31 protein-coding genes and 1 riboswitch are annotated in these 23,996 nt (G+C 35.1%); all 31 genes read right to left on the bottom strand.

Features of this window, described 5'->3' with window-relative positions; all coding sequences use genetic code 11:
- Positions 1 to 64: 64 nt before the first annotated feature.
- The 31 genes from HZF24_RS00495 to HZF24_RS00350 all read right to left on the bottom strand — a co-directional run bounded on the left by HZF24_RS00495 (position 65) and on the right by HZF24_RS00350 (position 23,986).
- On the bottom strand, positions 65 to 817 hold the full coding sequence (locus tag HZF24_RS00495) for a flagellar hook-basal body protein (RefSeq protein WP_179236300.1): 753 nt from the start codon (positions 815 to 817) through the stop codon (positions 65 to 67).
- A 4-nt stretch (positions 818 to 821) separates the two neighbouring features.
- Positions 822 to 1,613, bottom strand: a complete 792-nt coding sequence (locus HZF24_RS00490; protein ID WP_179236299.1) for a sigma-70 family RNA polymerase sigma factor — start codon at positions 1,611 to 1,613, stop codon at positions 822 to 824.
- 17 nt (positions 1,614 to 1,630) lie between these two features.
- Positions 1,631 to 3,688: a flagellar biosynthesis protein FlhA gene (gene flhA, locus HZF24_RS00485; RefSeq protein WP_179236298.1), complete on the bottom strand. Its 2,058-nt coding sequence runs from the start codon at positions 3,686 to 3,688 to the stop codon at positions 1,631 to 1,633.
- Positions 3,685 to 4,755, bottom strand: a complete 1,071-nt coding sequence (flhB, locus tag HZF24_RS00480) for a flagellar biosynthesis protein FlhB (RefSeq protein WP_179236297.1) — start codon at positions 4,753 to 4,755, stop codon at positions 3,685 to 3,687. The genes flhA and flhB overlap by 4 nt, the downstream gene beginning before the upstream one ends.
- A gap of 17 nt (positions 4,756 to 4,772) precedes the next feature.
- The gene (gene fliR, locus HZF24_RS00475) at positions 4,773 to 5,543 is read right to left on the bottom strand and encodes a flagellar biosynthetic protein FliR (protein WP_179236296.1); all 771 of its coding nucleotides are present in this window, start codon (positions 5,541 to 5,543) and stop codon (positions 4,773 to 4,775) included.
- A 12-nt stretch (positions 5,544 to 5,555) separates the two neighbouring features.
- A complete protein-coding gene (locus tag HZF24_RS00470; RefSeq protein ID WP_179236295.1) occupies positions 5,556 to 5,822 on the bottom strand; it encodes a flagellar biosynthetic protein FliQ in 267 nt (88 codons plus the stop codon).
- A gap of 13 nt (positions 5,823 to 5,835) precedes the next feature.
- The gene (gene fliP / locus HZF24_RS00465; protein WP_407695740.1) at positions 5,836 to 6,603 is read right to left on the bottom strand and encodes a flagellar type III secretion system pore protein FliP; all 768 of its coding nucleotides are present in this window, start codon (positions 6,601 to 6,603) and stop codon (positions 5,836 to 5,838) included.
- 6 nt (positions 6,604 to 6,609) lie between these two features.
- Positions 6,610 to 6,885: a flagellar biosynthetic protein FliO gene (locus HZF24_RS19405; protein WP_407695739.1), complete on the bottom strand. Its 276-nt coding sequence runs from the start codon at positions 6,883 to 6,885 to the stop codon at positions 6,610 to 6,612.
- Between the two features lie 60 nt (positions 6,886 to 6,945).
- Positions 6,946 to 7,308 carry a response regulator gene (locus HZF24_RS00455; RefSeq protein WP_179236293.1) on the bottom strand — a complete coding sequence of 121 codons (363 nt, stop codon included), beginning with the start codon at positions 7,306 to 7,308 and terminating at the stop codon, positions 6,946 to 6,948.
- A gap of 21 nt (positions 7,309 to 7,329) precedes the next feature.
- Positions 7,330 to 8,451: a flagellar motor switch phosphatase FliY gene (gene fliY, locus HZF24_RS00450; protein WP_179236292.1), complete on the bottom strand. Its 1,122-nt coding sequence runs from the start codon at positions 8,449 to 8,451 to the stop codon at positions 7,330 to 7,332.
- A 13-nt stretch (positions 8,452 to 8,464) separates the two neighbouring features.
- Positions 8,465 to 9,448 (bottom strand): flagellar motor switch protein FliM, encoded by a 984-nt coding sequence (gene fliM, locus HZF24_RS00445; protein ID WP_179236291.1) that lies wholly within the window; start codon positions 9,446 to 9,448, stop codon positions 8,465 to 8,467.
- A 27-nt stretch (positions 9,449 to 9,475) separates the two neighbouring features.
- The gene (locus HZF24_RS00440) at positions 9,476 to 10,282 is read right to left on the bottom strand and encodes an OmpA/MotB family protein (protein WP_179236290.1); all 807 of its coding nucleotides are present in this window, start codon (positions 10,280 to 10,282) and stop codon (positions 9,476 to 9,478) included.
- 24 nt (positions 10,283 to 10,306) lie between these two features.
- The gene (locus HZF24_RS00435) at positions 10,307 to 11,167 is read right to left on the bottom strand and encodes a motility protein A (protein WP_179236289.1); all 861 of its coding nucleotides are present in this window, start codon (positions 11,165 to 11,167) and stop codon (positions 10,307 to 10,309) included.
- 14 nt (positions 11,168 to 11,181) lie between these two features.
- Positions 11,182 to 11,379 carry a flagellar FlbD family protein gene (locus HZF24_RS00430; protein WP_179236288.1) on the bottom strand — a complete coding sequence of 66 codons (198 nt, stop codon included), beginning with the start codon at positions 11,377 to 11,379 and terminating at the stop codon, positions 11,182 to 11,184.
- 186 nt (positions 11,380 to 11,565) lie between these two features.
- Positions 11,566 to 12,462, bottom strand: coding sequence for a flagellar hook-basal body complex protein (locus tag HZF24_RS00425; RefSeq protein ID WP_179236287.1), 897 nt, complete (start codon positions 12,460 to 12,462; stop codon positions 11,566 to 11,568).
- Positions 12,463 to 12,539: 77 nt separating this feature from the next.
- The gene (locus HZF24_RS19150; protein ID WP_179236286.1) at positions 12,540 to 12,920 is read right to left on the bottom strand and encodes a TIGR02530 family flagellar biosynthesis protein; all 381 of its coding nucleotides are present in this window, start codon (positions 12,918 to 12,920) and stop codon (positions 12,540 to 12,542) included.
- A gap of 15 nt (positions 12,921 to 12,935) precedes the next feature.
- Positions 12,936 to 13,502, bottom strand: coding sequence for a flagellar hook capping FlgD N-terminal domain-containing protein (locus HZF24_RS00415; protein ID WP_179236285.1), 567 nt, complete (start codon positions 13,500 to 13,502; stop codon positions 12,936 to 12,938).
- Positions 13,503 to 13,514: 12 nt separating this feature from the next.
- Positions 13,515 to 14,726, bottom strand: coding sequence for a flagellar hook-length control protein FliK (locus HZF24_RS00410; protein WP_179236284.1), 1,212 nt, complete (start codon positions 14,724 to 14,726; stop codon positions 13,515 to 13,517).
- A 46-nt stretch (positions 14,727 to 14,772) separates the two neighbouring features.
- Positions 14,773 to 14,907, bottom strand: coding sequence for a hypothetical protein (locus HZF24_RS19145; protein WP_281372229.1), 135 nt, complete (start codon positions 14,905 to 14,907; stop codon positions 14,773 to 14,775).
- 47 nt (positions 14,908 to 14,954) lie between these two features.
- Complete coding sequence (locus HZF24_RS00405) at positions 14,955 to 15,224, bottom strand: flagellar export protein FliJ (RefSeq protein WP_179236283.1); 270 nt, start codon at positions 15,222 to 15,224, stop codon at positions 14,955 to 14,957.
- A 119-nt stretch (positions 15,225 to 15,343) separates the two neighbouring features.
- Positions 15,344 to 16,654, bottom strand: a complete 1,311-nt coding sequence (gene fliI / locus HZF24_RS00400; protein WP_179236282.1) for a flagellar protein export ATPase FliI — start codon at positions 16,652 to 16,654, stop codon at positions 15,344 to 15,346.
- Positions 16,644 to 17,414 carry a FliH/SctL family protein gene (locus HZF24_RS00395; RefSeq protein ID WP_179236281.1) on the bottom strand — a complete coding sequence of 257 codons (771 nt, stop codon included), beginning with the start codon at positions 17,412 to 17,414 and terminating at the stop codon, positions 16,644 to 16,646. Before HZF24_RS00395 ends, fliI begins: the two co-directional genes overlap by 11 nt.
- The gene (gene fliG / locus HZF24_RS00390; RefSeq protein ID WP_179236280.1) at positions 17,407 to 18,414 is read right to left on the bottom strand and encodes a flagellar motor switch protein FliG; all 1,008 of its coding nucleotides are present in this window, start codon (positions 18,412 to 18,414) and stop codon (positions 17,407 to 17,409) included. The genes HZF24_RS00395 and fliG overlap by 8 nt, the downstream gene beginning before the upstream one ends.
- Position 18,415: 1 nt before the next feature.
- Complete coding sequence (gene fliF / locus HZF24_RS00385; RefSeq protein ID WP_179236279.1) at positions 18,416 to 19,990, bottom strand: flagellar basal-body MS-ring/collar protein FliF; 1,575 nt, start codon at positions 19,988 to 19,990, stop codon at positions 18,416 to 18,418.
- Between the two features lie 33 nt (positions 19,991 to 20,023).
- Entirely contained in the window at positions 20,024 to 20,329 is a 306-nt protein-coding gene (gene fliE / locus HZF24_RS00380; RefSeq protein ID WP_179236278.1) for a flagellar hook-basal body complex protein FliE, read from the bottom strand.
- A gap of 2 nt (positions 20,330 to 20,331) precedes the next feature.
- The gene (flgC, locus tag HZF24_RS00375) at positions 20,332 to 20,763 is read right to left on the bottom strand and encodes a flagellar basal body rod protein FlgC (RefSeq protein ID WP_179236277.1); all 432 of its coding nucleotides are present in this window, start codon (positions 20,761 to 20,763) and stop codon (positions 20,332 to 20,334) included.
- 15 nt (positions 20,764 to 20,778) lie between these two features.
- On the bottom strand, positions 20,779 to 21,168 hold the full coding sequence (gene flgB, locus HZF24_RS00370; protein ID WP_179236276.1) for a flagellar basal body rod protein FlgB: 390 nt from the start codon (positions 21,166 to 21,168) through the stop codon (positions 20,779 to 20,781).
- 101 nt (positions 21,169 to 21,269) lie between these two features.
- A riboswitch (cyclic di-GMP riboswitch) is annotated at positions 21,270 to 21,352 on the bottom strand.
- A 297-nt stretch (positions 21,353 to 21,649) separates the two neighbouring features.
- Entirely contained in the window at positions 21,650 to 21,889 is a 240-nt protein-coding gene (locus HZF24_RS00365) for a carbon storage regulator (protein WP_179236275.1), read from the bottom strand.
- Positions 21,880 to 22,338, bottom strand: coding sequence for a flagellar assembly protein FliW (gene fliW, locus HZF24_RS00360; RefSeq protein WP_179236274.1), 459 nt, complete (start codon positions 22,336 to 22,338; stop codon positions 21,880 to 21,882). The genes HZF24_RS00365 and fliW overlap by 10 nt, the downstream gene beginning before the upstream one ends.
- Positions 22,331 to 22,936 (bottom strand): DUF6470 family protein, encoded by a 606-nt coding sequence (locus HZF24_RS00355; RefSeq protein WP_179236273.1) that lies wholly within the window; start codon positions 22,934 to 22,936, stop codon positions 22,331 to 22,333. Before HZF24_RS00355 ends, fliW begins: the two co-directional genes overlap by 8 nt.
- A 15-nt stretch (positions 22,937 to 22,951) precedes the next feature.
- Positions 22,952 to 23,986 carry a flagellin N-terminal helical domain-containing protein gene (locus tag HZF24_RS00350; RefSeq protein WP_179236272.1) on the bottom strand — a complete coding sequence of 345 codons (1,035 nt, stop codon included), beginning with the start codon at positions 23,984 to 23,986 and terminating at the stop codon, positions 22,952 to 22,954.
- Positions 23,987 to 23,996 lie beyond the last annotated feature (10 nt).

Below are 23,996 nucleotides of genomic sequence, written 5' to 3'. Positions count from 1 at the left end.
CGGAATGACAGCGTCGATAATTTGCGTTTATTCGTAGCAATGACGTATAACATTTGGTTTTAATTTATTCTATCTTGCCAATTTCGGTTACGGCTTTTTCATTAATCATATCGTAAATTTTGAATGCCTGTGATGCTGTCTGCAACGATCTTTGAGATGCTAATATTCCGGTAAATTCCTCTGTCATATTTACGTTTGATCTTTCGATTGTTTGATTTACTACTCTTGGATAATCGATTAATTCAGGATCTTCATCGGAAATGTACATTCCCGGTCCGTATTTATTCAAAGCATTGTAATCAGCAAAATCATACACTGCAATTCTGTCGACAACTTCATCTTCCACAACAATACTTCCGTCCTCTGCAAATTCAAATTTGTCCGTACCTAAGTATATTTCTCCGAATTCACCTTGTACTCTGCCACTGCCTTCTAATACCATGTATCCTTCATCATCAATATTGAAGCTGCCGTTTCTTGTATACAATATCTGATTATCAACATCTACTGAAAAGAATCCGGGACCCATAATCGCGAAATCCAGTGTACGTCCTGTTTCTTCCAAAGTTCCTTGTGAATGAAATGTGTTATTTTCCACGACTGTATGTATCAATGAAACATTATTTATAGGAGTTGCTTCATTATAAATTCCGTTTTGCTTATATTTGTTTATAAAAAGCTCTCCGAAGGTTGTGGTTACAGCTTGTTCTTTTTTATATCCGGGAGTGTTCATGTTGGCAATGTTGTTACTTGATATATCTATTTTTCTTTGCTGAGTCAGCATGCCTGATGCTAATGCATAAAATCCTCTTGACATTTAATCACCTCTTATCCTTTTCTATAATATCGTTTTGATAATCCATTATATTTTTTTCTAACTTCTGAAGTGCCGAAGTGTGTATTTGAGAAACCCTGGAATTGCTGATATTTAAGATGTCAGCTATTTCCTTAAGCTTTAAATCTTCTTTGTAATAGAGAGAGATTACTAATTTTTCTTTCTCACCAAGCTTATTTACGCTATCGATTAAGACCTTGTGCAATTCCTTTAATTCAATTTCTTCTTCCGGAAGGTCGTACCCGATACTCATCTCCGTTTCTGTCAGGTTAGCTTCACCAATCAGCTCTTCAAAGGATAATATGCTTGTCCCGAAAGCATTATTGACTATTTGATTGTAATCCTTCATATCCATCTTCAGATATTTCGCTACTTCATCATCCTTTGGTGTTCTTCCTAAACTGTTAGTGAGTTTATCCTCTGCATCTTTAATGTTTTTATAATCACTTTTTACTTTTCGTGGTATCCAGTCCTGTTTTCTTACATAATCAATTATTGATCCCTTTATTCGAATTGAAGCATATGTTTCAAATTTAGTATTTTTTGTAATATCGTATTTTTCAACAACATCCATTAAAGCTATTATGCCTTCATTCACAATATCATCTACATCACCGTATTGCTGATAAATTCCTCTTAGCTTCAAAGCTATTATTTTTACTAAATAACTGTACTTTTCAATTATTTGATTTCTTATTTGAATATCTCTGGTAGCATAATACTGCTCCCATAATTCAACTTCATCGATTTCTACATTATAATTATCAGTTAAAATCATATGCATCACTCTTTTCTTTAAATTGCTATATTGCCTAATGCTTGTATCTGAACTGAGTTGTCAATTTCGTTGAAGGATAACACAACCGCCTTAGGGTAAAATTGATCTAAAAGCTTTCTGAAATAACTTCTCACAAATGGTGAGGTAAGCACAATAGGTATATTCATTTCACTTTTTAATTTATTGATATAGTCAATCAATTGACTGACAATATTTTGCAATAATTCCGGCTCTATGGATAAATAAGAACCTTTTTCATTTTTACTTATTGCATTTAATATTAATTTTTCAATATCTGTACTTAAGGTTATAACTTTAATTTGTCCGCCTGTGGACCACTTGTGAGTAATTGTTCTCTTTAATGACTGTCTTACATACTCTGTTAACATCTCAGTGTCCTTTACCGATGCTCCGTAATCACTGATTGTTTCCAAGATAGTTTCCATGTCCTTTATAGGTATGCCTTCTTTTAATAAATTGCCAAGTATTTTTTGAAGGTTACCTTGTGATACAATTCCCGGAACTACTTCCTCAACCAATGATTCATTTAATTTTTTAACATTGCTTATTAATTGATTTAAATCCTGTCTTGATAAAAGCTCGTGGGCATGTACTCTTATAATCTCTGACAAATGAGTTACTAATACCGACAAAGGATCTATAACTGTATAACCGTAAATTTCTGCTATTTCTTTTTTATCCCTGGTAATCCATATGCTTGGTATACCGTAGGCCGGCTCTATGGTTTCGATTCCATCCACCTGTCCGGTTAAATTGCCGGGGTCAAGAGCTAAATAGTATTCGACTAATATTTCCCCTCTTGCAATTTCTTCACCCTTAAGCTTTATTACATACTCATTAGGGTTTAAATATCCGTTATCCCTTAATCTTACTGACGGAACAACCATACCCATTTCCTGAGCAAACTGTCGTCTGAACAATACCACCCTATCTATAAAATTTCCACCGCTGGCTTCGTCAACTAACGGTATTAAGCTATAACCAACTTCCATTTCGATGGGGTCAATTTGAATCAACTCATATATATTATCAATGTTTCTGTAATACTCCTCTTCCGTTGACGGCTCGCCATCTTGCGATTTTTCATATTGCTCACTTTCAGCTGCATCATCGGCAGCCTTTGTTTTTAATAGCCTTGTTCCTAAAAATATCAATATTGATGAAAGAACCAGTACCTGCGGCTTGGGAAATCCTGGTATAATCGCTATAGCTAAAAGCACTATACCTGATATGATTAAAACCAGCGGCTGTGACTTTATTTGTTTTGTCAGATCAACATTTAAGCTTGATTCTGAAGCTGCTCTTGTTACAATCATGCTTGTTGCAGTTGAAATCAATAATGCAGGTATCTGAGATACTAAGCCGTCTCCAACCGTAGCGATGGAATATGTCTGCAACACTTCGGTAAATGTAGCGCCACCCTGTACCATACCTATAATAACCCCGCCTATAAAGTTTATAGCAGTTATCACGATAGACATTATGGCATCGCCCTTTACAAACTTTGTTGCTCCATCCATTGCCCCGTAAAAATCTGCTTCTCTTTGAATGTTGCTTCGTCTGTGTCTTGCTTCGTTTTCAGTTATAATACCGGAGCTTAAATCTGCATCTATAGCCATCTGCTTACCCGGCATAGCATCAAGAGTAAATCTTGCGGTAACTTCCGCGATCCTTTCTGCACCCTTGGTTATAACGATGAATTGAACCAATACTATGATTAAAAATACGATAAATCCTACAACTGCATCTCCCTGAAGTACAAAGCTGCCGAAAGTAGCTATTACGGCACCTGCATTTCCGCTCTGTGTCAAAATTAACCTTGTTGAAGAAACGTTTAAGGATAATCTGAATAGCGTGGTAATTAAAAGGAGTGACGGAAATACAGAAAATTCCAGAGCTTCTTTTATATACATTGTTGTAAGTAATATAATGACTGATAATGATATGTTGATAATAAACATTAAATCCAGTAAAAACGGAGGTAATGGTATTATTATCATGAGTATTACTGCCATTATGAATAATGTTATAGAATTATTTAATATTCTTTTCATCGTGTGTGAGTTTCCTTTTTCTTAAGTCCATAAACCCAAGCCAATATTTCAGCTACCGGTTCATAGAATTCTAATGGTATTTCTCGATTTATTTCTGAATCAGCATATAAAGCTCTTGCCAATGGCACATTTTCAACTATATTGATTTTATATTCCTGTGCCTTATCTATAATTTTCAATGCTATAGTATCTTTGCCTTTTGCTAAAACTATAGGAGCATTGTCTTTTTCAATGTTATATTTTATTGCTACTGCATAATGAGTAGGGTTTCTTATAACTACATCCGCCTGCGGAACCTGCTGCATCATTCTTCTCATAGAAACTGCTCTTTGCTTTTCCTTAATCTTACCCTTAATCAGCGGATCTCCTTCTAACTGCTTGTACTCATCTTTTACTTCCTGCTTCGTCATCTTAATATTTTTTTCGTATTCCCACCATGAGTACAAAAAGTCAAAACCTGATATAACAACAAATGCTATAATAACACTTTTAACAATAGACATAATTGTTGAAGCTATAAATTCAATACCTGCTGCTATATCTACCGAAGCTAATTTAGGTACTTGAAGCAGTTCCTTTATTATGGTGTTATATATCAAGGCACCCAAAATTGTTATTTTAATAATGTTTTTTGCTACTTCCACTATGGAACGTAACGAAAACATCTTTTTAATTCCCGACAGCGGATTCAATTTGGAAAATTTAAATTTTATATTTTCCTTAGTTATAAGGAACTTAGTTTGTGCTCCTGAGCATACTACCGCCGTTACCATAACCGCAATCATCAACAGTCCCACAGAGCTAAAAATAGTATATGATATATCTTTAAACATCTGTCTTACAAATGTATCATTGATGCTGTTTGTTGTGCTCATAAGCGAAATATATTTATTAAACATATATGATGTGTTTCTGTATATGTACGGAGTCAAAAATTTCAATATATAAAATGAAACTGCAATAACTCCTACAGTAACTACATCCTTGCTTTGAAAAACATTTCCTTTTTTTCTTTCATCCCGCCTTTTCTTGGGGGAGGCCTTTTCGGTTTTATTTTCGCTTTGCATGGCAATCCTTTTTTCTTTTACGTTATTAATGCACTTAAGCTGTTTTCTATGGTGTCAAACATTAAGCTGACAGTATTATCTATAAATGTAGTGAAGGTTGGAACCAATAATATTATCATAAGCAGACCGATAATAATTTTGAGCTGAACATTAACTGAAAACACTTGTATTTGCGGTATAGCCTTCATCAATATACCGATGCCTGCTTCCAATATAATTTCCACCGCTATTATAGGCATTGACAGTTTTAAAGATAATACCAATATTTGCTGAAACAATTCGACCATGTTGTAAAATAGGTTTTGTGGTATCGCAAAGTTTCCTATTCCGATTAATTTGCAGGAGGTTATGAATATATGTATCAATGTAATATGTCCGTTTGCACTGAAAAATACTAACATCAATATCACATTTAAGTAGCTTCCAACCACACCCATCGAAACATTGCTGCTTGGGTCATAAATCTTTGACATTGACATACCTGTTTGCATTCCCAGTATCTCACCGCTTATAACAACCGTACTAAAGAACAAGCCTATTACATGACCGATTAGAAACCCAATAAATATTTCCTTTATAATCAGCAGACCATATTCTATTGTTGTTCCTATAACTATATCCCCTTCAGGAGGTAATATACCGTAGACTGTCACCGTTAAAAATAAGCTTATCATTGTTTTTAACAAAGCGGGAATGTTTCCTCTTCCGAATATCTGGTTAAAAAACACGCATCCGCTCATTCTTGCCAGTATTAATAAAAAATACGTGAAATCTCCCGAAAAAGTCATTGATAATCCTCTCTAGTAAAGTGTAAGCATTAAATCAAAAACGTAGTGCGTAAAATCCGCCATAACTTCCATCATCCATGAGCCCAAGGCTATCAGCACTGATGCCGTAACTAGAAGCTTTGGCACAAATGTCAGAGTTTGCTCATGTATCTGAGTAGCCGCCTGAAAAATTGCTATTATTAAACCAATTGTCAAGCTTAATAACAACAAAGGTAGCGCTATTTTTATTGCAGTTGCCGAAGCTGCCTGCATTACTTGCATAACCTGAGAAATACTCATACCATACTCCTAATTAAAAGTTAAATGTTGTTATCAATGTTTTGAATAACAGGGACCAACCATCCACAACTACAAACAATAATATTTTGAAAGGCATTGATATCATTATAGGAGGCAGCATCATCATTCCCATTGACATTAAAACACTCGACACTATTAAATCTATGATCAGAAACGGAATGTACAGTAAAAAGCCTATTATAAATGCTCTTTTTAATTCACTGGTTACAAATGACGGAATAATTACAGTCAAAGGCAGATCATTTACACTTTCTGCGTTGGATATTTCCTGATCATTGGACATATCAACAAACATTTGCAACTCATCGTTATTTGTCTGCTTCAGCATCCATACTTTAATAGGACCCGAAGCTCTTTCATAGAATTCCTGCTGAGTAATTTCCTCATTCTTATATGGTTGATAGGCTTCCGTATTTATTTCATTTATTACAGGTGACATAATAAACAATGTTAAAAATATTGCTATTCCTATCAAAACCTGATTGGGTGGTGTTTGTTGAAGACCCATTGCATTTTTTAAAAATGACAGTACAATCATTATTCTTGTAAAAGCCGTCATCATTATTAATATGGACGGAAGCAGAGTAAGTACTGTCAGCATTACAAGAATTTCAACAGTTTCAGCAGCATTGCCGTTAATATCCATGTTGATGACTCCGCCATATGCTGTCTGAGCATTCATAAGCACAAGTATCATCACAATATTATAAATTTTTATCAATTTTACTTTATTGATTGTTTTCGGTTCTTTCTTAGACATTCGAGCTTACCTTTTTAAGAATTTATTGAGTATGTTGTTAAACTCCAGGCTATTGTCCGGCTTTATGTCTGGAATCGACCGGAAATCATCTAGCTCTTTAACAATTGTAACATTTTTTTCGGTAATACTAAGGAGATAATACTTATTGCATATCTCTGCTATAGCCAGAAACTTGTTTTGTCCCAACATTATTTTATCTATAATATTTATATACCTGGACTTCATTGATGAACTTGTTCTTGTTGAAAGCCATTTAGTGGAGTAATATGTAAGAAACAACACCAATATTATTCCGATAATTGAAAATACAAGCGATAATACATCTTTGATATTAACCAGCTCCTAACCAAGTATACCTTGAACAGTTTTTAAAACCCTTTCTGCTTTAAACGGTTTAACTATAAAATCCTTAGCACCGCTTCTGATTGCTTCAACTACCATCGACTCTTGTCCCATAGCGGAACACATTACTATTTTAGCACTTGGATCCATTTCTTTTATTTCTTTTAAAGCCTCTAAACCATTTTTATTCGGCATTGTTATGTCCATTAAGGTCAAATCCGGTTTTTCGGTTTTATAGGACTGTACTGCTATTTCTCCATCTGCAGCTTCTATTATATTCTCATACCCGTTTTTTAACAAAGTATCCTTTATCATCATTCTCATAAATGCCGCATCATCAACTATCATAATTTTTTTATCCATTTTTTCCTCCGCTTAAATCATCTATAATGTTAACTTTATAATTTCTTCTTTTTTTATAATTTCTACTATTCTTACTCCAAAATTATCATTAACTACTACAACTTCACCCTTTGCAATCAACTGTCCGTTAACGATAATATCAACTAATGCGCCTGCCTGCTTATCAAGCTCTACGATTGTGCCTTGTCCGAACTGCAATATGTCCTTAATCGTTCTTGTGGATTTACCTATCTCGACACTGATTTCTAACGGAACTGACATTATCAGTTCTAAGTTTGACCTTTGCTCTTCGGTAAGTATATCTTCTTCATCATCAAATTCATCATATTCCATTCGTCTTACACTGACCGGGGCGTGTTGTTTCTTCTTTGTCTTAGCTTTTTTAGAGATATTCTTCTTTACGGGCTGTACATTTTCTATATACTCTTCTTCATCTTCGTCGTCAATCTCATCGTATTCTTCATCCTCTGTATCGTCATTCGGTGCGTCATTGGATGCCGGGATGCTTTCTTTCTCTTTACCTGATTCAGGATCTTCCGTCGTTTCAGTCCCTTTTAAGAAGCTTGATACAATTTCCCTTGCCAGTGCAACGGGTATTACGTTTATAAACTGACTTTCAACGCTTCCTTCAATGAACAATTCAAAGGCAACTGCCACTATAACGTCTTCATCTGTAAAATATTTGTTTTTAAATTCCGTTTTATCGTCAATTTCATATGCTATAGGTGTTGATATATTTATTGCCTTGCCAAGGAAGTCCGATAATGCCGTAGCCGCTGAACCCATCATTTGATTCATAACCTCGCATATGGCACTTGTGTTTATTTCATCCATAACAAATTCTTCGTCCGGTATGGATTGTCCCAATAATATTTCTATTATTGTCTTTGCGTCCATCCTTTTCCAAATCATCAAATTGACGCCGTTTAACCCTTCAACATAGTTTATTTCAACCCCTATGGCAGGCTCTAAATTTTCATAACTGAACTCACTGGCGTTTAATACATTTACCTTCGGTACAGTTATTTCGACTCTTTTACCTAATAGGGAGGAAAGTGAAGTAGCAGAAGAACCCAGACTTATATTCATTACTTCTCCTATTACATCCCGTTCCATATCTGAAAAAATATTTTCATTCAACATAGATTGCTCCTCATTAATGTGTAATTTTATTTATCTTAATAACACCTTTGTTTTTTCTTGTGCCCCACTTACCCTCAAACCATTTCTTGCCATCTACATGTATGTCGATATCTTTGTTAATATCTTTGTCAAGTAGTATGAGGTCTCCAACCTGCATGTGCAGAACATCGTCAAGTGTTGCCTGTGCTTTTCCAAGAACTCCTGTTATTGTAAGGTTAGATGATTTAATCGAGCTCATAATTGCTGCTTTTTGCTCTTCCCTGCTCTGGTCTGATCTCTTGCTGCTCTTTGAGTAATTGCTTGCTTTCTTTAATATTTCATCCAATATGCTGGATGGAATACATACGGTTATTTTCCCGGTAGATTGATTTAGTGAAACATTTAAAACAACTATCACTACGGTGTCATTGTAGTTAATTGATTGTATAAATCTTGAATTTGTTTCAATTTTCGTCAGCTCTGTATCAATTTCAAGAGTGCTTTCCCAATTAGAGCCCATATGCTTAACAAGCTGCTTCAGCATGTTTCCAAGAAGGAAAAGTTCTATATCAGTATAATCTCTGTCATGCTCATATTCCTCACCTGTACCTCCCAACAGCCTGTCTATTATAACGAAAGAAAGGGGTTTAGATACTTCCATGAGAATTTGACTGTCTGAAACTGTATTATCGGGATACTTAACATCAACCAGACCCATCAATACGTAATCATCCAATGCATTGTTGTATTCGTGAAATATACTTTCTTCCACCTGCTCTACAGTTACATCGCACATTAACCTCAGCATTGAAGTCAGCCGGGACGTAACCATCCTGCAGTAATTTTCATAAATACCCTTCAGCAGCTTTATGGTTTCTTTAGTAATCTTCTTAGGACTTCTGAAATCATATTCTTTTATTTTCTTATCATTTGCCTCAAGCTCTTGTAAATTTACATCTCCGCTGCTTAAATTATTAAGCAGCTCATCTATCTGGCTCTGAGATAATATTTCCGCCATATCTTTTGCCTCATTCCATCATTTTTGCTAATCAATAATCGTTGTTTGTTGATAATCTACATTTTCCGTCTTGATATCTTCTTTATTTATAGTATCCTGTATTATTTTTGTATAGCTCACCGGATACCCTTTTCTGCTGATATAAATTTCAACTCTACGGTTTTTCGCTCTTCCTTCAGGAGTGCTGTTATCTGCTATGGGACTGTACAGTCCATATCCAATAGCTAGGTATTTCGAAGGATGTATAACTTCTTTATTCTCCAGATACCTCAAAACAACATTTGCTCTGTCTGTTGAAAGCGACCTGTCTATATCTGTTTTGTCATATTCAACCTCCGCCGTATGACCTGCTATTATAACTTCTTCTATATACTCATCTACTAATGTCAATCCATCTGCCAAAACATCTAATATTGCCCTGCCGCTCATCTCTAAAATGTCACTGTATCCCCGGAAGGTTACCGAATCTGAGAATCTGATAAATACATATTCCTCACTTTTTTGCAATTCGACCTGATCGGTTAGGTTATTTTCATCAATGTATTGCCTTAGCATAACATATAATGGATCCAAATTCGCCTCATCATCATCTGCAACAGTTTCGGGAGGAGACTTGTCCTCTTCTGAGCCGGCTTCTGTCGATGTATCCTGTACATGGAAAGCAGCCGGATTCATCTGTTTGTTAAATGCTTCAATAATAGCGGCGTATTTCTGCGAATCTATTGTTGACATAGCATATAGCATTATGAAAAATGTCAGCAGCAGAGTTACCATATCGCTGTATGTTTCCAACCAGCTGGCACCGCCTGTATACCTTTTTTTCTTCCTCGCCATAATTTCCCCTACTTACTTTTAAATTTAAGCCTTTGATTTTTTCTTCCTTAATCCCCTTTTCGATTTCTTGTCTGTTGATTCTTCATAGCCTTCTGTCGGTGTTAATCCTCTATCCTTGTAAGTAATGTATGAGTTCAGCTTTTCTCTTATGTATTTAGGATTTTCACCTGACTGTATAGACAGGACACCTTCCATAATAAGCTCTTTTGCAACCATTTCTTCATCATGCTTCGCCTTCAATCTGTTAGATATAGGTGCGCATATCATGTTTGCTAAAAACGACCCGTAAAAAGTAGTTACCAATGCAACAGACATACCCCGTCCGAGAGCATCAGCACCCTCGGCAGGATTCATATTTGCAAGCATGTTTATAAGTCCTACAAGTGTTCCCAGCATACCGAATGCAGGTCCGAACGAACCAAGAGTATCAAAAACCTTCCATGCAGACGCATGTCTGGCTTCAATGCAGTCAATTTCATTTTCAATCTGTGCCCTTACCTTAGTCGGCTCAATTGCATCCACTATGAGCATTACACAATATTTTAAAAACTCATCCTGCAGATCTATATTGTTAACTTTTTCTTCTAAAATAAGCAACCCCTTTAATCTTGCTTCCTTTGCCAGTTCTTCAATCGCATCAATATATAAATTTAAATTGATTTTTTCTTTCTTCATAAGAACTTTCATGTTTTGCGGTATGTCTTTTAAATACTTAACAGGAACAGACATTATTGTGGCTGATATAGCCCCGCCAAATGTAATATACATACTCGGAATATTAATAAAGCTGTTTACAACTTGTGAAGGACCGTCGCCACTCTCAAATATTCCGTATATTACCAGACCGAATCCAGCCAAAATTCCTATTATAAAAGATAAATTCATTTTGCACCTCTTGATTATTCAGCAGTTACGCCTCTTAAAATTTTTTGATTGTAATTTATTATTTTATTAATTATTTCATCCTTTGAATCTTTTACTAAATAATATTTACCCGTAGTCAATGTAATTTTTGTTTCCGGAATAAATTCAATTTTTTCTATTAATGTTGCATTGATTAAAAATGTCCCTCCGTTGATACCAACTACTTCAACCATATACCCCTCCTATTTTTTAAAAACCTTAATCATAATCATAAATTTTCTGTTTATAATCATGATTAATGCTTCTATTGCAATGGATTGGCAATACCGTACGTTCCCTGTCTTTTTAATAATGAGATTCTTCACTACGTTCAGAATGACAAATTCGTCATCCTGAGCGTAGCGAAGGATTTATATTATCTATCTCTTAAGGTTAACCAATTCTTCAAGCATCTGATCAACTACGGAAATTATCTTTGTATTTGCCTGATAACCTCTTTGTGTTATGATCATGTCTGAAAACTCATTTGCCAAGTCTACGTTGGACATTTCAAGTCCGCCGGTAACTAACGCGCCTGTTCCAGAACCTTTTGAGCCGGGTATATTATATGTAATTTCACCGGTGTTCTTACTTTCCCTGTAATATGAATTCCCTTCATGTACCAATGCATCCTGATTTTGAATGCTTGCAACAGCTATAACTCCTAAATCAACAATTGTATCGTTCAGCGGATCAGAGTCGTCATCTTTGTTGTTGTATACAGCAGTAATTAGACCATCAGTATTTATGGTAATGTTTGTATATTCAACATCCGGATCCGTAGGTGCTATATTTATTGCTGCAAGATCAGCTTCATCAACTGTAATTACACCCTCGGCATTTATTGCAAAATCACCATCATTCCAACCATAAACTCTTGAGCCGTTTACATCAACGAGGTTTCCTGCCGAATCAAAGCCAAGTGCTCCCAGACGTGTATACAATCTTTGCCCTGTTGAAGTTTCCACTGTTAAGAATCCTTCACCGTTGATATAAATATCTGTAGATTTATTTGTAGGTGAATATCCGGATATTGTATGTATCGTATCAACAGAACCTATCTGAGCTCCATATCCCACTTGTGCAGCATTAGTTCCCCCTCTGTCGACACTTGCTCCGCCTGGATTTTTTAATTGCTGATAATATACGTCTCTGAATGTAGTTCTTTGTGATTTGTATCCGTATGTATTAACGTTAGCTATGTTGTTACCTATTACGTCCATTTTTGTCTGGTGACTTCTCATTCCTGATACACCAGAATAAAGTGCTTTCATCATAATAATTCATTCTCCTTTTTTTATTAGCTGTATAGTCCGTCAAAAGGTCGGGACTTTCGCCTCCTAAAAAGGACCGGCTATTTTATTACAGCTCCATCGATATTCGTAAATATATTTTCTTTTAAATCATTACTGTTTACTGCTGTTATTACCTTGTTATGCATAGTGCTGATTATGAAGGCTTGATTGTCAATCATTACAAGGACGTTTTTCAGACCCTTGTCCTTTGCCTGATCGGCAGCCTCGTTCAGCTTTTCTGTTACATCATCGCTTAATTCAATATTCCTTTCCCTAATTCTTTCGCTGGCATGCTTGGAAAAAACAATCTCGCTTTGAATTTTTTCGTTTAATATTTCCTTAAAAGCCGAGTTGTTAGCTTCCTGATTTCTGACAAAGGAATTGGGCTGAACATTATTGTTTAAGCTGCTTATTTTTTTAATGAAATTAATATCAGTCACAATATCACCTGCTTACTACTGATTTTCATCAATATTTCCACTATCATTTTCATCAGACTCCGCAGCATTCAGCTTGTTTATTCCTGATAATATACCTTTCAGTGTATCTAATACAGGGTCTTCTTCATCCTCTTTTGGCTCTGCCTGCTTAACTTCCATAACGTTTGAGTAAAAATACTCCTTGTCATTTACATAAAGGCTTGTCTGATTTCCGTAAATAGTAACTTTTTGAACAATTCCCTCATCTGTTACCAATCTTCCCATATCGTCGTAATCTGCAACAACAACATTTTTACCTATAAGAGATGTGGCCTGTCCTTCAATTGCCATTTTAGTTAAATCCGACATTGCCTGCAACGATGAAAATTGAGCCATCTGAGAAATAAATTCCGTATTGTCCATGGGATTCATAGCATCCTGATTTGTTATCTGAGCTACCAGCAAATTCAGAAAATCCTGCATTTGCAAGCCTTCATTTCCTGCCTGTATATTTAATTCTTTTTCATCGACCTGACTGCCATATCTAGCTGATTGAGTGCCATATCTAGCTGATTGTGTGCCATATCCGTTTATTTCCGGCATATTTCCCCTCCTTTACTGATTTATTATTGTGCCCCTTGAATTCATAAGCTCTGAAAATGTGTCATCATCGCTGTTTTTACTGTCCTCATCGTAAAAGTATTCATTTCTTCTCTTGTTGTCCTGGTCAAGGTTTTGATCATCCCGATTGTATTCATTATTTTGATTTTCTTTATCGTAATGGTTTGTCAGATGATGCTCCTGACCTGAATCGTTGGACTTAATAACAATATTAACGGTCTCTGCTGTCTTGTTTAAAGTTTTTAAAAGCTCATCCGCACTTGAAGCCAATATTTTTTGCGTTTCTTCGTTCAGTGCCTTTACCTCAACTGTCATTTTGTTATCAACCATTGTCATCTTTATGTCCACTTTTCCAAGCTCTCTTGGGTATAACTCCATGGTAACCTGCTTTGCCGTATTGCCATCTCCGGTATTTACCTCGGTCAACATTACGATGTTATCTCTTACCTGCTCCACTATCTGAGATTTTATCTGAGTTGATTCGTCACTTAATTGAATAATTTTGTTGTTCTCAGGTATTATCTCTTTATTTACTTTGAAATTCAGCATTTCAGCATTAGAGTTAATATCATTTTTCAGTTTATTCCTTCTGCTTTCAATTTCTGAAATTAATTTCTCTGCCTGAGGGCTTAACGCAGGCTTTTCATTATGTACCCCATTATGTCCCTGCTCTTCTGCACCGATATCGGATGACCCCATATTGGGATAGCTTGTATTGCCATTGTTGAGGAAGCTGTTTTCATATATGCCGTGATTTAAGCTTTGTAAATTATTTAACTCCGGCAGCATATATGCATCTGAATTCGAAGTCGTATTTTCAGTTATCCCCATAATCTGAGGAGCAATAAGGTTAAAATAGTTTTGCATCAGATATGAGCTTTCTAAAATATTTTCCGCATCTGGTTTTTCGGTTTTACCCTCATCAGATGTAAAAATATCCTTGTCAGCGATTACTTGATTTATATCTATATTATTCATATTTAATAAATTCAGGTAGTCTGTACCGCTTCCTGTCAAAAGCTCCATAAAGTCATTATTCATTTCCATATTGTCCATTGTAACGGGAGGTTGATTTAAGCTGTTATCTGTCATCATATTTGTCAGCATTGCCAAAAATGTATCCTTTCCCATAACAGGAGACTTGTTTGTGTGCAAATTATTTTGTACCTGATTCAAAATATTGTTTAAATCCATATTTACATTCATATTATCACCTCCTTTCGATTCTTTGATATTTTCAATGTTTCAAATATTACATTGCATATTTGTTTAAAATGCTTTTATTTGAAACAAATTCATCGATAAATATTTCTTCGCTTTTCATGAATGCTTTTTTATATTTTTCCAACTCATTTTCTTTAAGCTTCTCCAAGCTTGATATTTCCATGTTGGCGTTTATAATTTCATGTCTTTTTGCTTCTATCTTTTTTAAAATTATATTTTTTTCTTCTTCTTTTTTTCTGTTTGTTTTAAAACATTGTCCATATACATCTTATAATAGGTCATTTCGCCCACAGAAACAGAAACTGCACACTTTTCAACAAATTCATCGTTTAACTGCTTAAATTCTGTTTTAAGGTTCTTAATTTGCTGTTCAACAGTGTTAAGTTCACGGTTCAGGTTACCCATCTCAATTTTAAGGTTATCTAAAACCTGTTCTTTTATTTCTAATATTTTTTGAAGAGAAAAACTAAATTTTTTCATCTTTCACCCCTTTTTATCATTCTGAGGGTTTTAGCCCGAAGAATCTCAGGTTTTAAAGGGCTGAGATTCCTCACTAACGTTCGGAATGACATATTTTTAAATTATCATGAACAATAACGTTATACTTCTTCCATCAAATTCAGTATTTCATCGAAGGAATATTTTTCATCTACTCCTTGAATTAAGAAGCTGTTCACTTGATCTATTTTGCTTATTGCTTCATCTAATTTTAAGTTTGTGCCTTTTTTGTAAGCACCGATAGAAATTAAATCATAATTAGAGTAATAAACAGATAAAATTTCCCTTAATTTCTTGGCCTGAGCATTATGCTCGTCTGTTGCTATGTCAATCATCAATCTCGATATACTTGCATTAACATCAATTGCAGGATAATGGTTTGAGTTTGCCAATTTTCTTGTCAGCACTATGTGTCCGTCAAGTATACCTCTCACCGTATCAGAAATTGGTTCATTAGTATCATCGCCTTCAACCAATACGGTATATATCCCCGTAATCGAACCGGTATTAAAATTACCGCTTCTTTCTAAGAGCTTAGGCAGTTCCGCATATATTGAAGGTGTATACCCTCTTGATACAGGCGGCTCTCCGGTAGCAAGTCCGATTTCTCTCTGTGCCATGGCAAATCTTGTTAAGGAATCCATCATCAACAGCACATTCATGCCTTTATCTTTGAAGTATTCTGCTATGGTCGTTGCAACAAGCGAGCATTTAACCCTCAGCATAGCCGGCTGATCCGATGTTGCTACTACCAGTATTGACCTTTTTAACCCTTCTTCTCCTAAATCCTTATCGATGAACTCTCTTACTTCTCTTCCTCTTTCACCCACAAGAGCTATAACGTTTATATCTGCTTTTACATTTTTTGCAACCATACCCAACAGCGTGCTTTTTCCTACACCGCTGCCGGCAAATATGCCCATACGCTGACCTTTACCTATGGTTAACAGTCCGTCGATCGCTTTTACTCCGAAGCTCAGGCTTGAATCAATCCTTGGTCTTGACAGAGGGTTTATATACTCATTGTCAACATAGCAGTATTCATTGCATGTGAATTCTTCTCCGTCATCAATCGGCTGCCCGGTTGCATCAACTATCCTGCCTATCAGGAAATCTCCGACAGGTATTTTTAATTTGTGCTTTGTAGACTTGACGGTATTGCCAAGACCGATACCCTTTATATCCTCATAGGGCATAAGCAATACTTTTCCGTCATTAAACCCAACAACCTCGGCCCGTATTGTTTTTTCTGCATCATCAGTGGATATCTCACAAACCTCGCCTATCTTATACTTCTTTCCCGTTGCTTCTATCATCATGCCGGATATTTTTTTTACTTTTCCTATGTATGTACTGAAGTCATCCTTTGCAAGTGCTTCCTGAAAATCTTTTATCTTTTGGTTAAACTGCATTTTTATTTAATACCATTTCTTTAAGATTTTTAAGCTGTGTAGTAATGCTTGTATCCACTATACCGTCCGGCGTTTCGATTATAGCGCTTCCCTCTTCCAATTCTTCTGAAACTTCAATTACTACATCACTTGATATTTTATTCAAATCATTAATCAAATTCTTATCTGCCTGTATTGATATGGCATCATCTTTTGAAGAAATATATACCTTCACCCATTCAACATTTCTGTAATCCTTTATGACATTTTTTATTAAGGATGTAACAATATCTTTTTTATCGCTTATTTTTTGTTTAATTATTTTTTCAGCTATATCGAAGGCTAAAGAGGTTAGTTCCTCTTCATATCCGGAGAGGATTTCTTCTTTACTGCTTTCTATTAAGGATATCATGTCGGTTAATTCTTTTAATTTTGCTTCGTTTTGCTTGTTAAGCTCCTCTTGAACCTCAACATAAGCAATTTCATATCCTTCTTTATATCCATTGTTTTTGCCAATCTCTAAACCGGCATTATATCCTTCTTCATATGCTCTTTTTTTGCATTCGACCGAATCAAATTGTGCATTTCTCTTTGCCGTATTTATTATTTTTAATGCCTCATCCTTAGCTTCCTTTAAAATAACCTCTCTTTGGTTATATATTTCATACAAATCTTCTTTGGCACTGCTTAGCGTCTTAGCTTCATTATGTTCTTCAATATTATTGATACTATTTTTACGATTATCGAATACTACATATTCAGCCTTGATTATATTAGACAATAATATCATCCTTTCCGCCTTTTGCTATAATTAACTCACCTTCTTCTTCCAAGCGTCTGATTACAGATACAATTCTTTGTTGTGCTTCTTCAACATCTCTTAACCTCAAGTTGTGAGTGTATTCTAACTCAGATTTGATTGTATCTCCCATCTTAGTCGACATGTTGCTAAATAGCATATCGGCAACATCTTTATTTGACCCTTTAATAGCATATACCAAGTCTTTACTGTCAACTTCACGAAGAAATCTTTGAATGCTCATTTGATCCATTGTAACAATGTCTTCAAATACAAACATTCTCATTCTGATTTCATCAGCAAGCTTTGCATCCTTCTTGTTAAGCTCATCAAATATGTATTTCTCGTTGCCTCTGTCCATATTGTTCATTACATCGGCAACATAGTTTACTCCGCCTATTTCTGTAAAATCTACAGATATTATAGAATTGAATTTCTTTTCTAATTCCTGCTCAACGTATCTGACTATTTCCGGAGATGTTCGATCCATTTTTGCAATTCTTTCAACAACATCAATTCTTTTTTCCTTAGGAAGCTCCGAAATAACGGCAGATGCCTGATCCGCTCTGGCATATGACAATATTAGCGCAATTGTCTGCGGATGCTCATTTTGTATAATAGTCAATAAGTTTTTATAATCTGCTTTCCTGATAAACTCAAAGCTCTTGGTTCTCAATGTCTTAGTTACTCTTTCCAGTAAGCTTGCTGCAGTCTGAGAGCCAAATGCTTTTTCAAGAACATTTCTTGCGTATTCAAATCCGCCTTCTGTTATTACTTTTTGCGTGAGACACAATTCATAAAAATCCTTTAGGGTCTGCTCCACCGTATGGGGACTTAAATGCTGCAATCTTGATATTTCATATGTTAACTGTTCTATTTCGTCTTCTTTAAGGAATTTATATATTTTTGATGCATCATCGGCGCCAAGGGATATAATGATAGCTGCAGCTTTTTGTTTGCCTGTTAATTTAGTTTCTGCCATATTAATCATCATCCCCCTTTATCCATGTTCTGATAAGCTGTGCGGCTATTTCAGGATTTGCTGTTGTAAATTCCTTAAGCTGCTTTTTAATTACCTGCTCTTGTGTTTCCTGAACCTTTATTTCATCTTGAATATCCGACCATGAATAATCATTTGTTGCTGCCGCTTCAGCTGCTGCAGCAGCCAGCATTGCTTCTTTTTTCTTCTTCCTTCTTCTTAATATTATAGTCAATATAAGTGATAATACCGCTAAAACAGCTAATGCTATTCCTCCGTAAATCAGTATATCTCTTAACTGTAAGTCTCCTATAATACCGGGCTCAGGTGTAATAACAGGAATTGAAGGTTCTTCCGGATCATAGAATACCATGTTATGTAATGCAATATCTTCAGTTCTAATACCAACGGAAAATGCTATAAGTTCTTTAACTTCCTGTAATTCTTCATCCCTCATGCTGGCTCTGTTAACAACAGCAGCAACAGTCAGACTTTCTATTTTGCCGGGATTGTGCTCAATTTGCTCCTTGAGCTGACTTACTAAGTAATTAATCGAATTTGAATCTCTGAAATATATGTTGTTTCCTTCGATTATTACTCCGGGATATGTTGGAATTTCTGCATTCGTTTCAGCTCCCGGAATTCCGCCTACGGTTTCTCCCGGACCCGTTATTTCTCTTTCATTTTTAGAATCACCGGGGACTCCCATATTTGTTTCTTCGTCAGGTAAATATTGTAAAAGCTCACTTATCTTTTTATCAAAATTAATATTGCATTTTGCCGAGACCTTAACATTTTCGGGACCATATATTCTAGCCAAAAAGTCTGTAACCTCATTGATAGTTTCTTTTTCGAATTCTTTTTCAATTTGCAATTTCAGCTTTATTGTATCTGTTTGCTGCATTTCATCACTGACAATCAAGCTGTTGCCATCAGTATCTATAATAGCGACATTTTCTTCCTTTAAACCCTCGACACTTTTCACTATTAACTGCATTATGCCGTTTGTCTGAGATTTTGTTAAAGCATGTCCGTTGACAAGGTTAATTTTAACCGATGCCGAGGATTCTTCTTTATTTGTTTCCCAGGCGAAGCTCTTTTTTTCAGGAAGATTTATCGTTACTATTGCCTTTTGGACCACGTCTATGGTTTCTATAGATTGCTGCAATCTTTCCTGCAGCTGAAAAATCTCATATTTCCTTTTTTCATAATCCGTAGTCATAAAGTCTATATTTTGAGTAAACACATCGTAATTGGTGCCCGTCTTAGGGTAGCCGGATTGAGCTAATTGCATTCTTAATTTGCTTTCCTGTGTTTCCGGTATGAGTATGGAACCGTTCTTTTCATACCTGTAATCTACACCGCTTTCCTGAAGAAGCTGCATTACTTCCGAAGATTCTTCTTTGCTTATATTACTGAAAAGCACCACATACTCTTTTTTGTTTAATAAAAGAGTTATTATTATTGCGGTTAATAATAATGCAGCGAATCCTCCGACTATTAACTTCTTTTTCTTACTGCTCTGCTTACCCCAAAACTCTACTATACTTTTCCATATATTTTTAAATTGCTCTGCCATCTATAGCTCCTAAGATTATGCAAGTGAGTTTGCTTAAACCCCCATACGCATTATTTCATTGTAAGCATCCAACGCTTTATTTCTCAATTGTATAACCAAATCTAAAGACATTTCAGCTTTTTTAGTGTTAATCATCAAATTATGTAAATCATCGCTTTCTCCGACGGAAAGCTTGTAGATATCTTCATCAACCTGTGCTTCGGCTCCAACGTAGTTGTTAAGAGCCTCCTCAAAGATAGATTTAAATAGCATATCATTTTTTTCTTTAGGATTTGTAGATTTTTGCAAATCGTTTATTTCTCCGATTCCCTGAATCGGCTTAATTGGTTCTATAAACATTATTACCTCCCGATTTCCAGTGCTTTTACTGCCATCTGCTTCATGGTGTTAAGAGCAGTTATATTTGCCTGATATGCTCTGTAAGCTTCCATAATATCCACTGTTTCTTTCAGGGAATCCACATTCGGCATCCTGACGTATCCGTCTTCTCCGGCATCAGGATGGTCGGGATTATAAACGAGCTTAAATTCGCTTTGATCCTCTATAATTTCTGTAACCTCAACTCTGCCGGCTTCATATTCATTGATATTCTCTATAAACATATTTTGAAAATTATTAACAGCTGAAAGCACTACCATTTTTCTTCTGTAAGGCTCTCCGTTTTCTGTTCTTGTAGTGTCTTTGTTAGCGATATTTTCCGAAATTACATCCATTCTTAACCTTTGAGCCGTAAGTCCGGAACCGCTTATGTTTAATGATTGTAAAAAAGACATAATAGACCTCCTTAGCTATTTTTTTCCCTCGGAAATTACTGATTTTAATTTAGAAAAATATGAATTTATTTCTGATACTGTATATATATATTGAAATTGTGTTTTTGCAAGCTGGAGATTTTCTTTTTCTACGTCAACGTTGTTGCCGTCAAGGCGCAATGATAGATTGTCATTTTCATCAACGACAATTTTGCTGGATTTTATTTGATTGTTTATTTCAGATATGGTTTTATCGTAGCGATTTTCCATATGTGATTTTAAGAAGTTCTCAAAATCTACATATTTACTTTTATACCCCGGAGTTGAATAGTTTGCTATATTCTCCATAGTTACCTGTTGTCTCAGCCATAACCCGTCTAAACCCTTGCTTAATAAATTTAGATTAGTACTGTTATTAAATTGCATTTCATATCCCCTTTTTTAAAAATTTGCATAAAAAATATAATTTACGTTTTTGCCAGGCACCACAATAAATTATATATATGCATAACATTTATATAGATATCATTGGCAACTGGCTGCCTTAGAAATTCCCTTAGGCCCTATAGCTTTGTGACACTGCCTTTCGACAGCTTTACCTTTTCAATTCTTAAAATTTTCTTAAATCTAACAGCATTATAATGCAAATTGAGACAAATTGCAAGCTTTTTTGACAAAAAATATTGAAAAATCAACATTTTTTTATTCGAATAATTATACATTTTTCAAACTCAAAATTAGCAACTGAAAATCAGGCCTTTTTTTGTTTTTCCCTTTAAAAATCAACAAAAATAAAAATGAATACCATAAAAGATATTCATTGTTTGTTATATTTTTAACAAGTTTTATTCTATTTTTTACATAATTAACAAAATCGAGAATAATATGCAAGAAAATGTTTTAAAATTTATTTTTTATTTGCACTTTTTAGCTGACTTTTTAAATATTTTAAGCTGTTTTTGTCTATTTTTTCAGAAGCTGTTTTATTGAATTCAAATGTTTCTTTAAGTTCTTTCCTGATAACTTTTACTTCCTTCGGAGCATTTATTGCTACCTTCACTTTGTCCTGTGAAATTTCAGAAATTATTATTTCGATATCGTCTCCGATGAGTATTGATTCCGAAACCTTTCTTTTTATTACCAGCATTCTGCATCCCCCTCATCTACGATAAAATTGTATCTGAGTGGATAATCATTTTGTAGTATTACCTGCTTCGCTTCTCTTGTACCTGGGTTAATTGCAATCGGACTTTTTAGGTTGACTACTGATTCTTTGATATTTTCTTTGATAATAGCTATAACCAAGTATTTTAAATCAGCCTCGTTTTTTACCTTGAGTTCATTTAAATCCTCTTCATTTAAATAAGGGGTGTAATCCCGTATAATTGAATAAGGGTCAATTAGTACAAATGATAAATCTGTATCCGACAGAGATTGCAAAAACATCACGTCGTCTTCGGGGCTGTCTTTTAATATGACATATTCTTTGTATTGTTCAAATCCGTACATACCTGTGATGAATTTAATAACATCATTGTCGTTTACCGTGATTTCATCAAAATCTCTCGTTTTTATATTCCTGTTTTTATTATACAAATGTATCTAACTCCTTATAATTAGGATTCGCACTTGGCGGCACAAAAATTGGGGTACCTATATAATTAATTTCAATTCTCGGATATTCTTTAACTATGAATTCTATGCTTCCCGGTATAAAATTAATTTCCGGACCTCCTACATTCCAATCGAAACCAAGGTCATCCATTTTAAAATTCATAGAAATTCCCCCTATTTCCCACGAAATATCAGGTCCGACTTCCGGAACAAATCCAATATTAAAATCGACATCACTCATAAATTTTTTCATTGCAATTTCAGGTATTGGATTTTCCATGATATTGATGTCCAACATCATGTTACCTTCTTTGGCATATGTGGCGGTTGCCTGATAGCCTGCCTGGACACCTCTTTTTGCAAAATCCTGTACCGAACGCATAACACTTTTTATTCCTGCTGAATATCTCGCTTCTACAGTGTCGATGTTCAGCTTCGTGGGCTTCATTTGCATGTCAAATCCGCCCTTTGTTCTTTTCAGTTCAAATGTGGCATTGGTTGTCGCTATTTCATACTTGGCTTTATTGATTTTCATCTCAAATGACATAGGAATTGTTCTGATTTCTAAAAGTGGTTCCATATATTATACTCCTTTTTATTTCATAAAATCTATAAAACTATTCTGGAGGATTTTGTTGCCCATCGCCAATGCTGCATTGTAAGCATATTCCTGCATTTTGAAGTCTACTATAGCCTCAGCAGGATCTACCTTTTCTACCTCATATAATTTCGCATTCAAATTAAGTTGATTATCTTCGTTACGAAATTCTAAAAAATCCAAATAATTTGTCTTTGCACCTATATCCGTTACAGCTACCAGTACATTATTTTTTTGTTTCTCAAATCTTGCTAAGTAAGGTGAAATATCATCTGTTGAGAAATCTGAACGCCTTAGCTCATCTTTAATATTACCTATTAATGTGTATATGTTATCTGATATACCGTCTGTTTCTCCGTATCCCATGAAGCTAATACCTGACATTGACATGTTAAATGCGGTATCTTCATTTAAGTCATCGCCATTAAATGTCATTCCCAATCCAAGATCCACATATGCTTTTTCATTTGCTAATTTTTCTAAAATATCTGCACCTACAGGAAGTCCATCTTTGTCTAGCCCGGTATTAACATTAACACCTTTGTAAAACAATTGCTTTCCAATAGTTCCATCCGGTAATGTTACATCATGTAATGTAAACGGAAGTACATCTTTGCTGGTTCCGCCAAATACATACCTGTCCTCAAACTTGGCATTCAGTGAAGTCAATATGGATGACTGAAGATTTTCAAGCTCCTTCGCTATTGCTTCTCTTTCCTCCGCTCCCATGGTGCCCGTTATACCTCTTAAATATAGCTCATATGTGGATTTTAAACTTTCGCCTATTTCCATCATGTTTGTTTCCGCGGAGGTAAGAAAAGAATTTACATCCTTAATATTAGAATCATATGTTTCGGTTTTTCTGTATTCTCTTCTTAATTTATATGCTTTTATGGCAGATATGGGATCCTCCGAGCCTTTGAAAAACTTTCTGCCGGTTCCTACTCTTTCGTTCAAATAATTCATTTCATTAGCGGATTTATTTAAATTCCTGATGTATCTGCTGGACATCATGCTTGTCGTAATTCTCATAAGCTACCTC

Source organism: Sedimentibacter hydroxybenzoicus DSM 7310 (genome assembly GCF_013403245.1).
Taxonomy (GTDB): Bacteria; Bacillota; Clostridia; order Tissierellales; family Sedimentibacteraceae; genus Sedimentibacter; species Sedimentibacter hydroxybenzoicus.
Note: the sequence above shows the minus strand (reverse complement) of the source record. Positions and strands in the feature narration are given on the sequence as shown.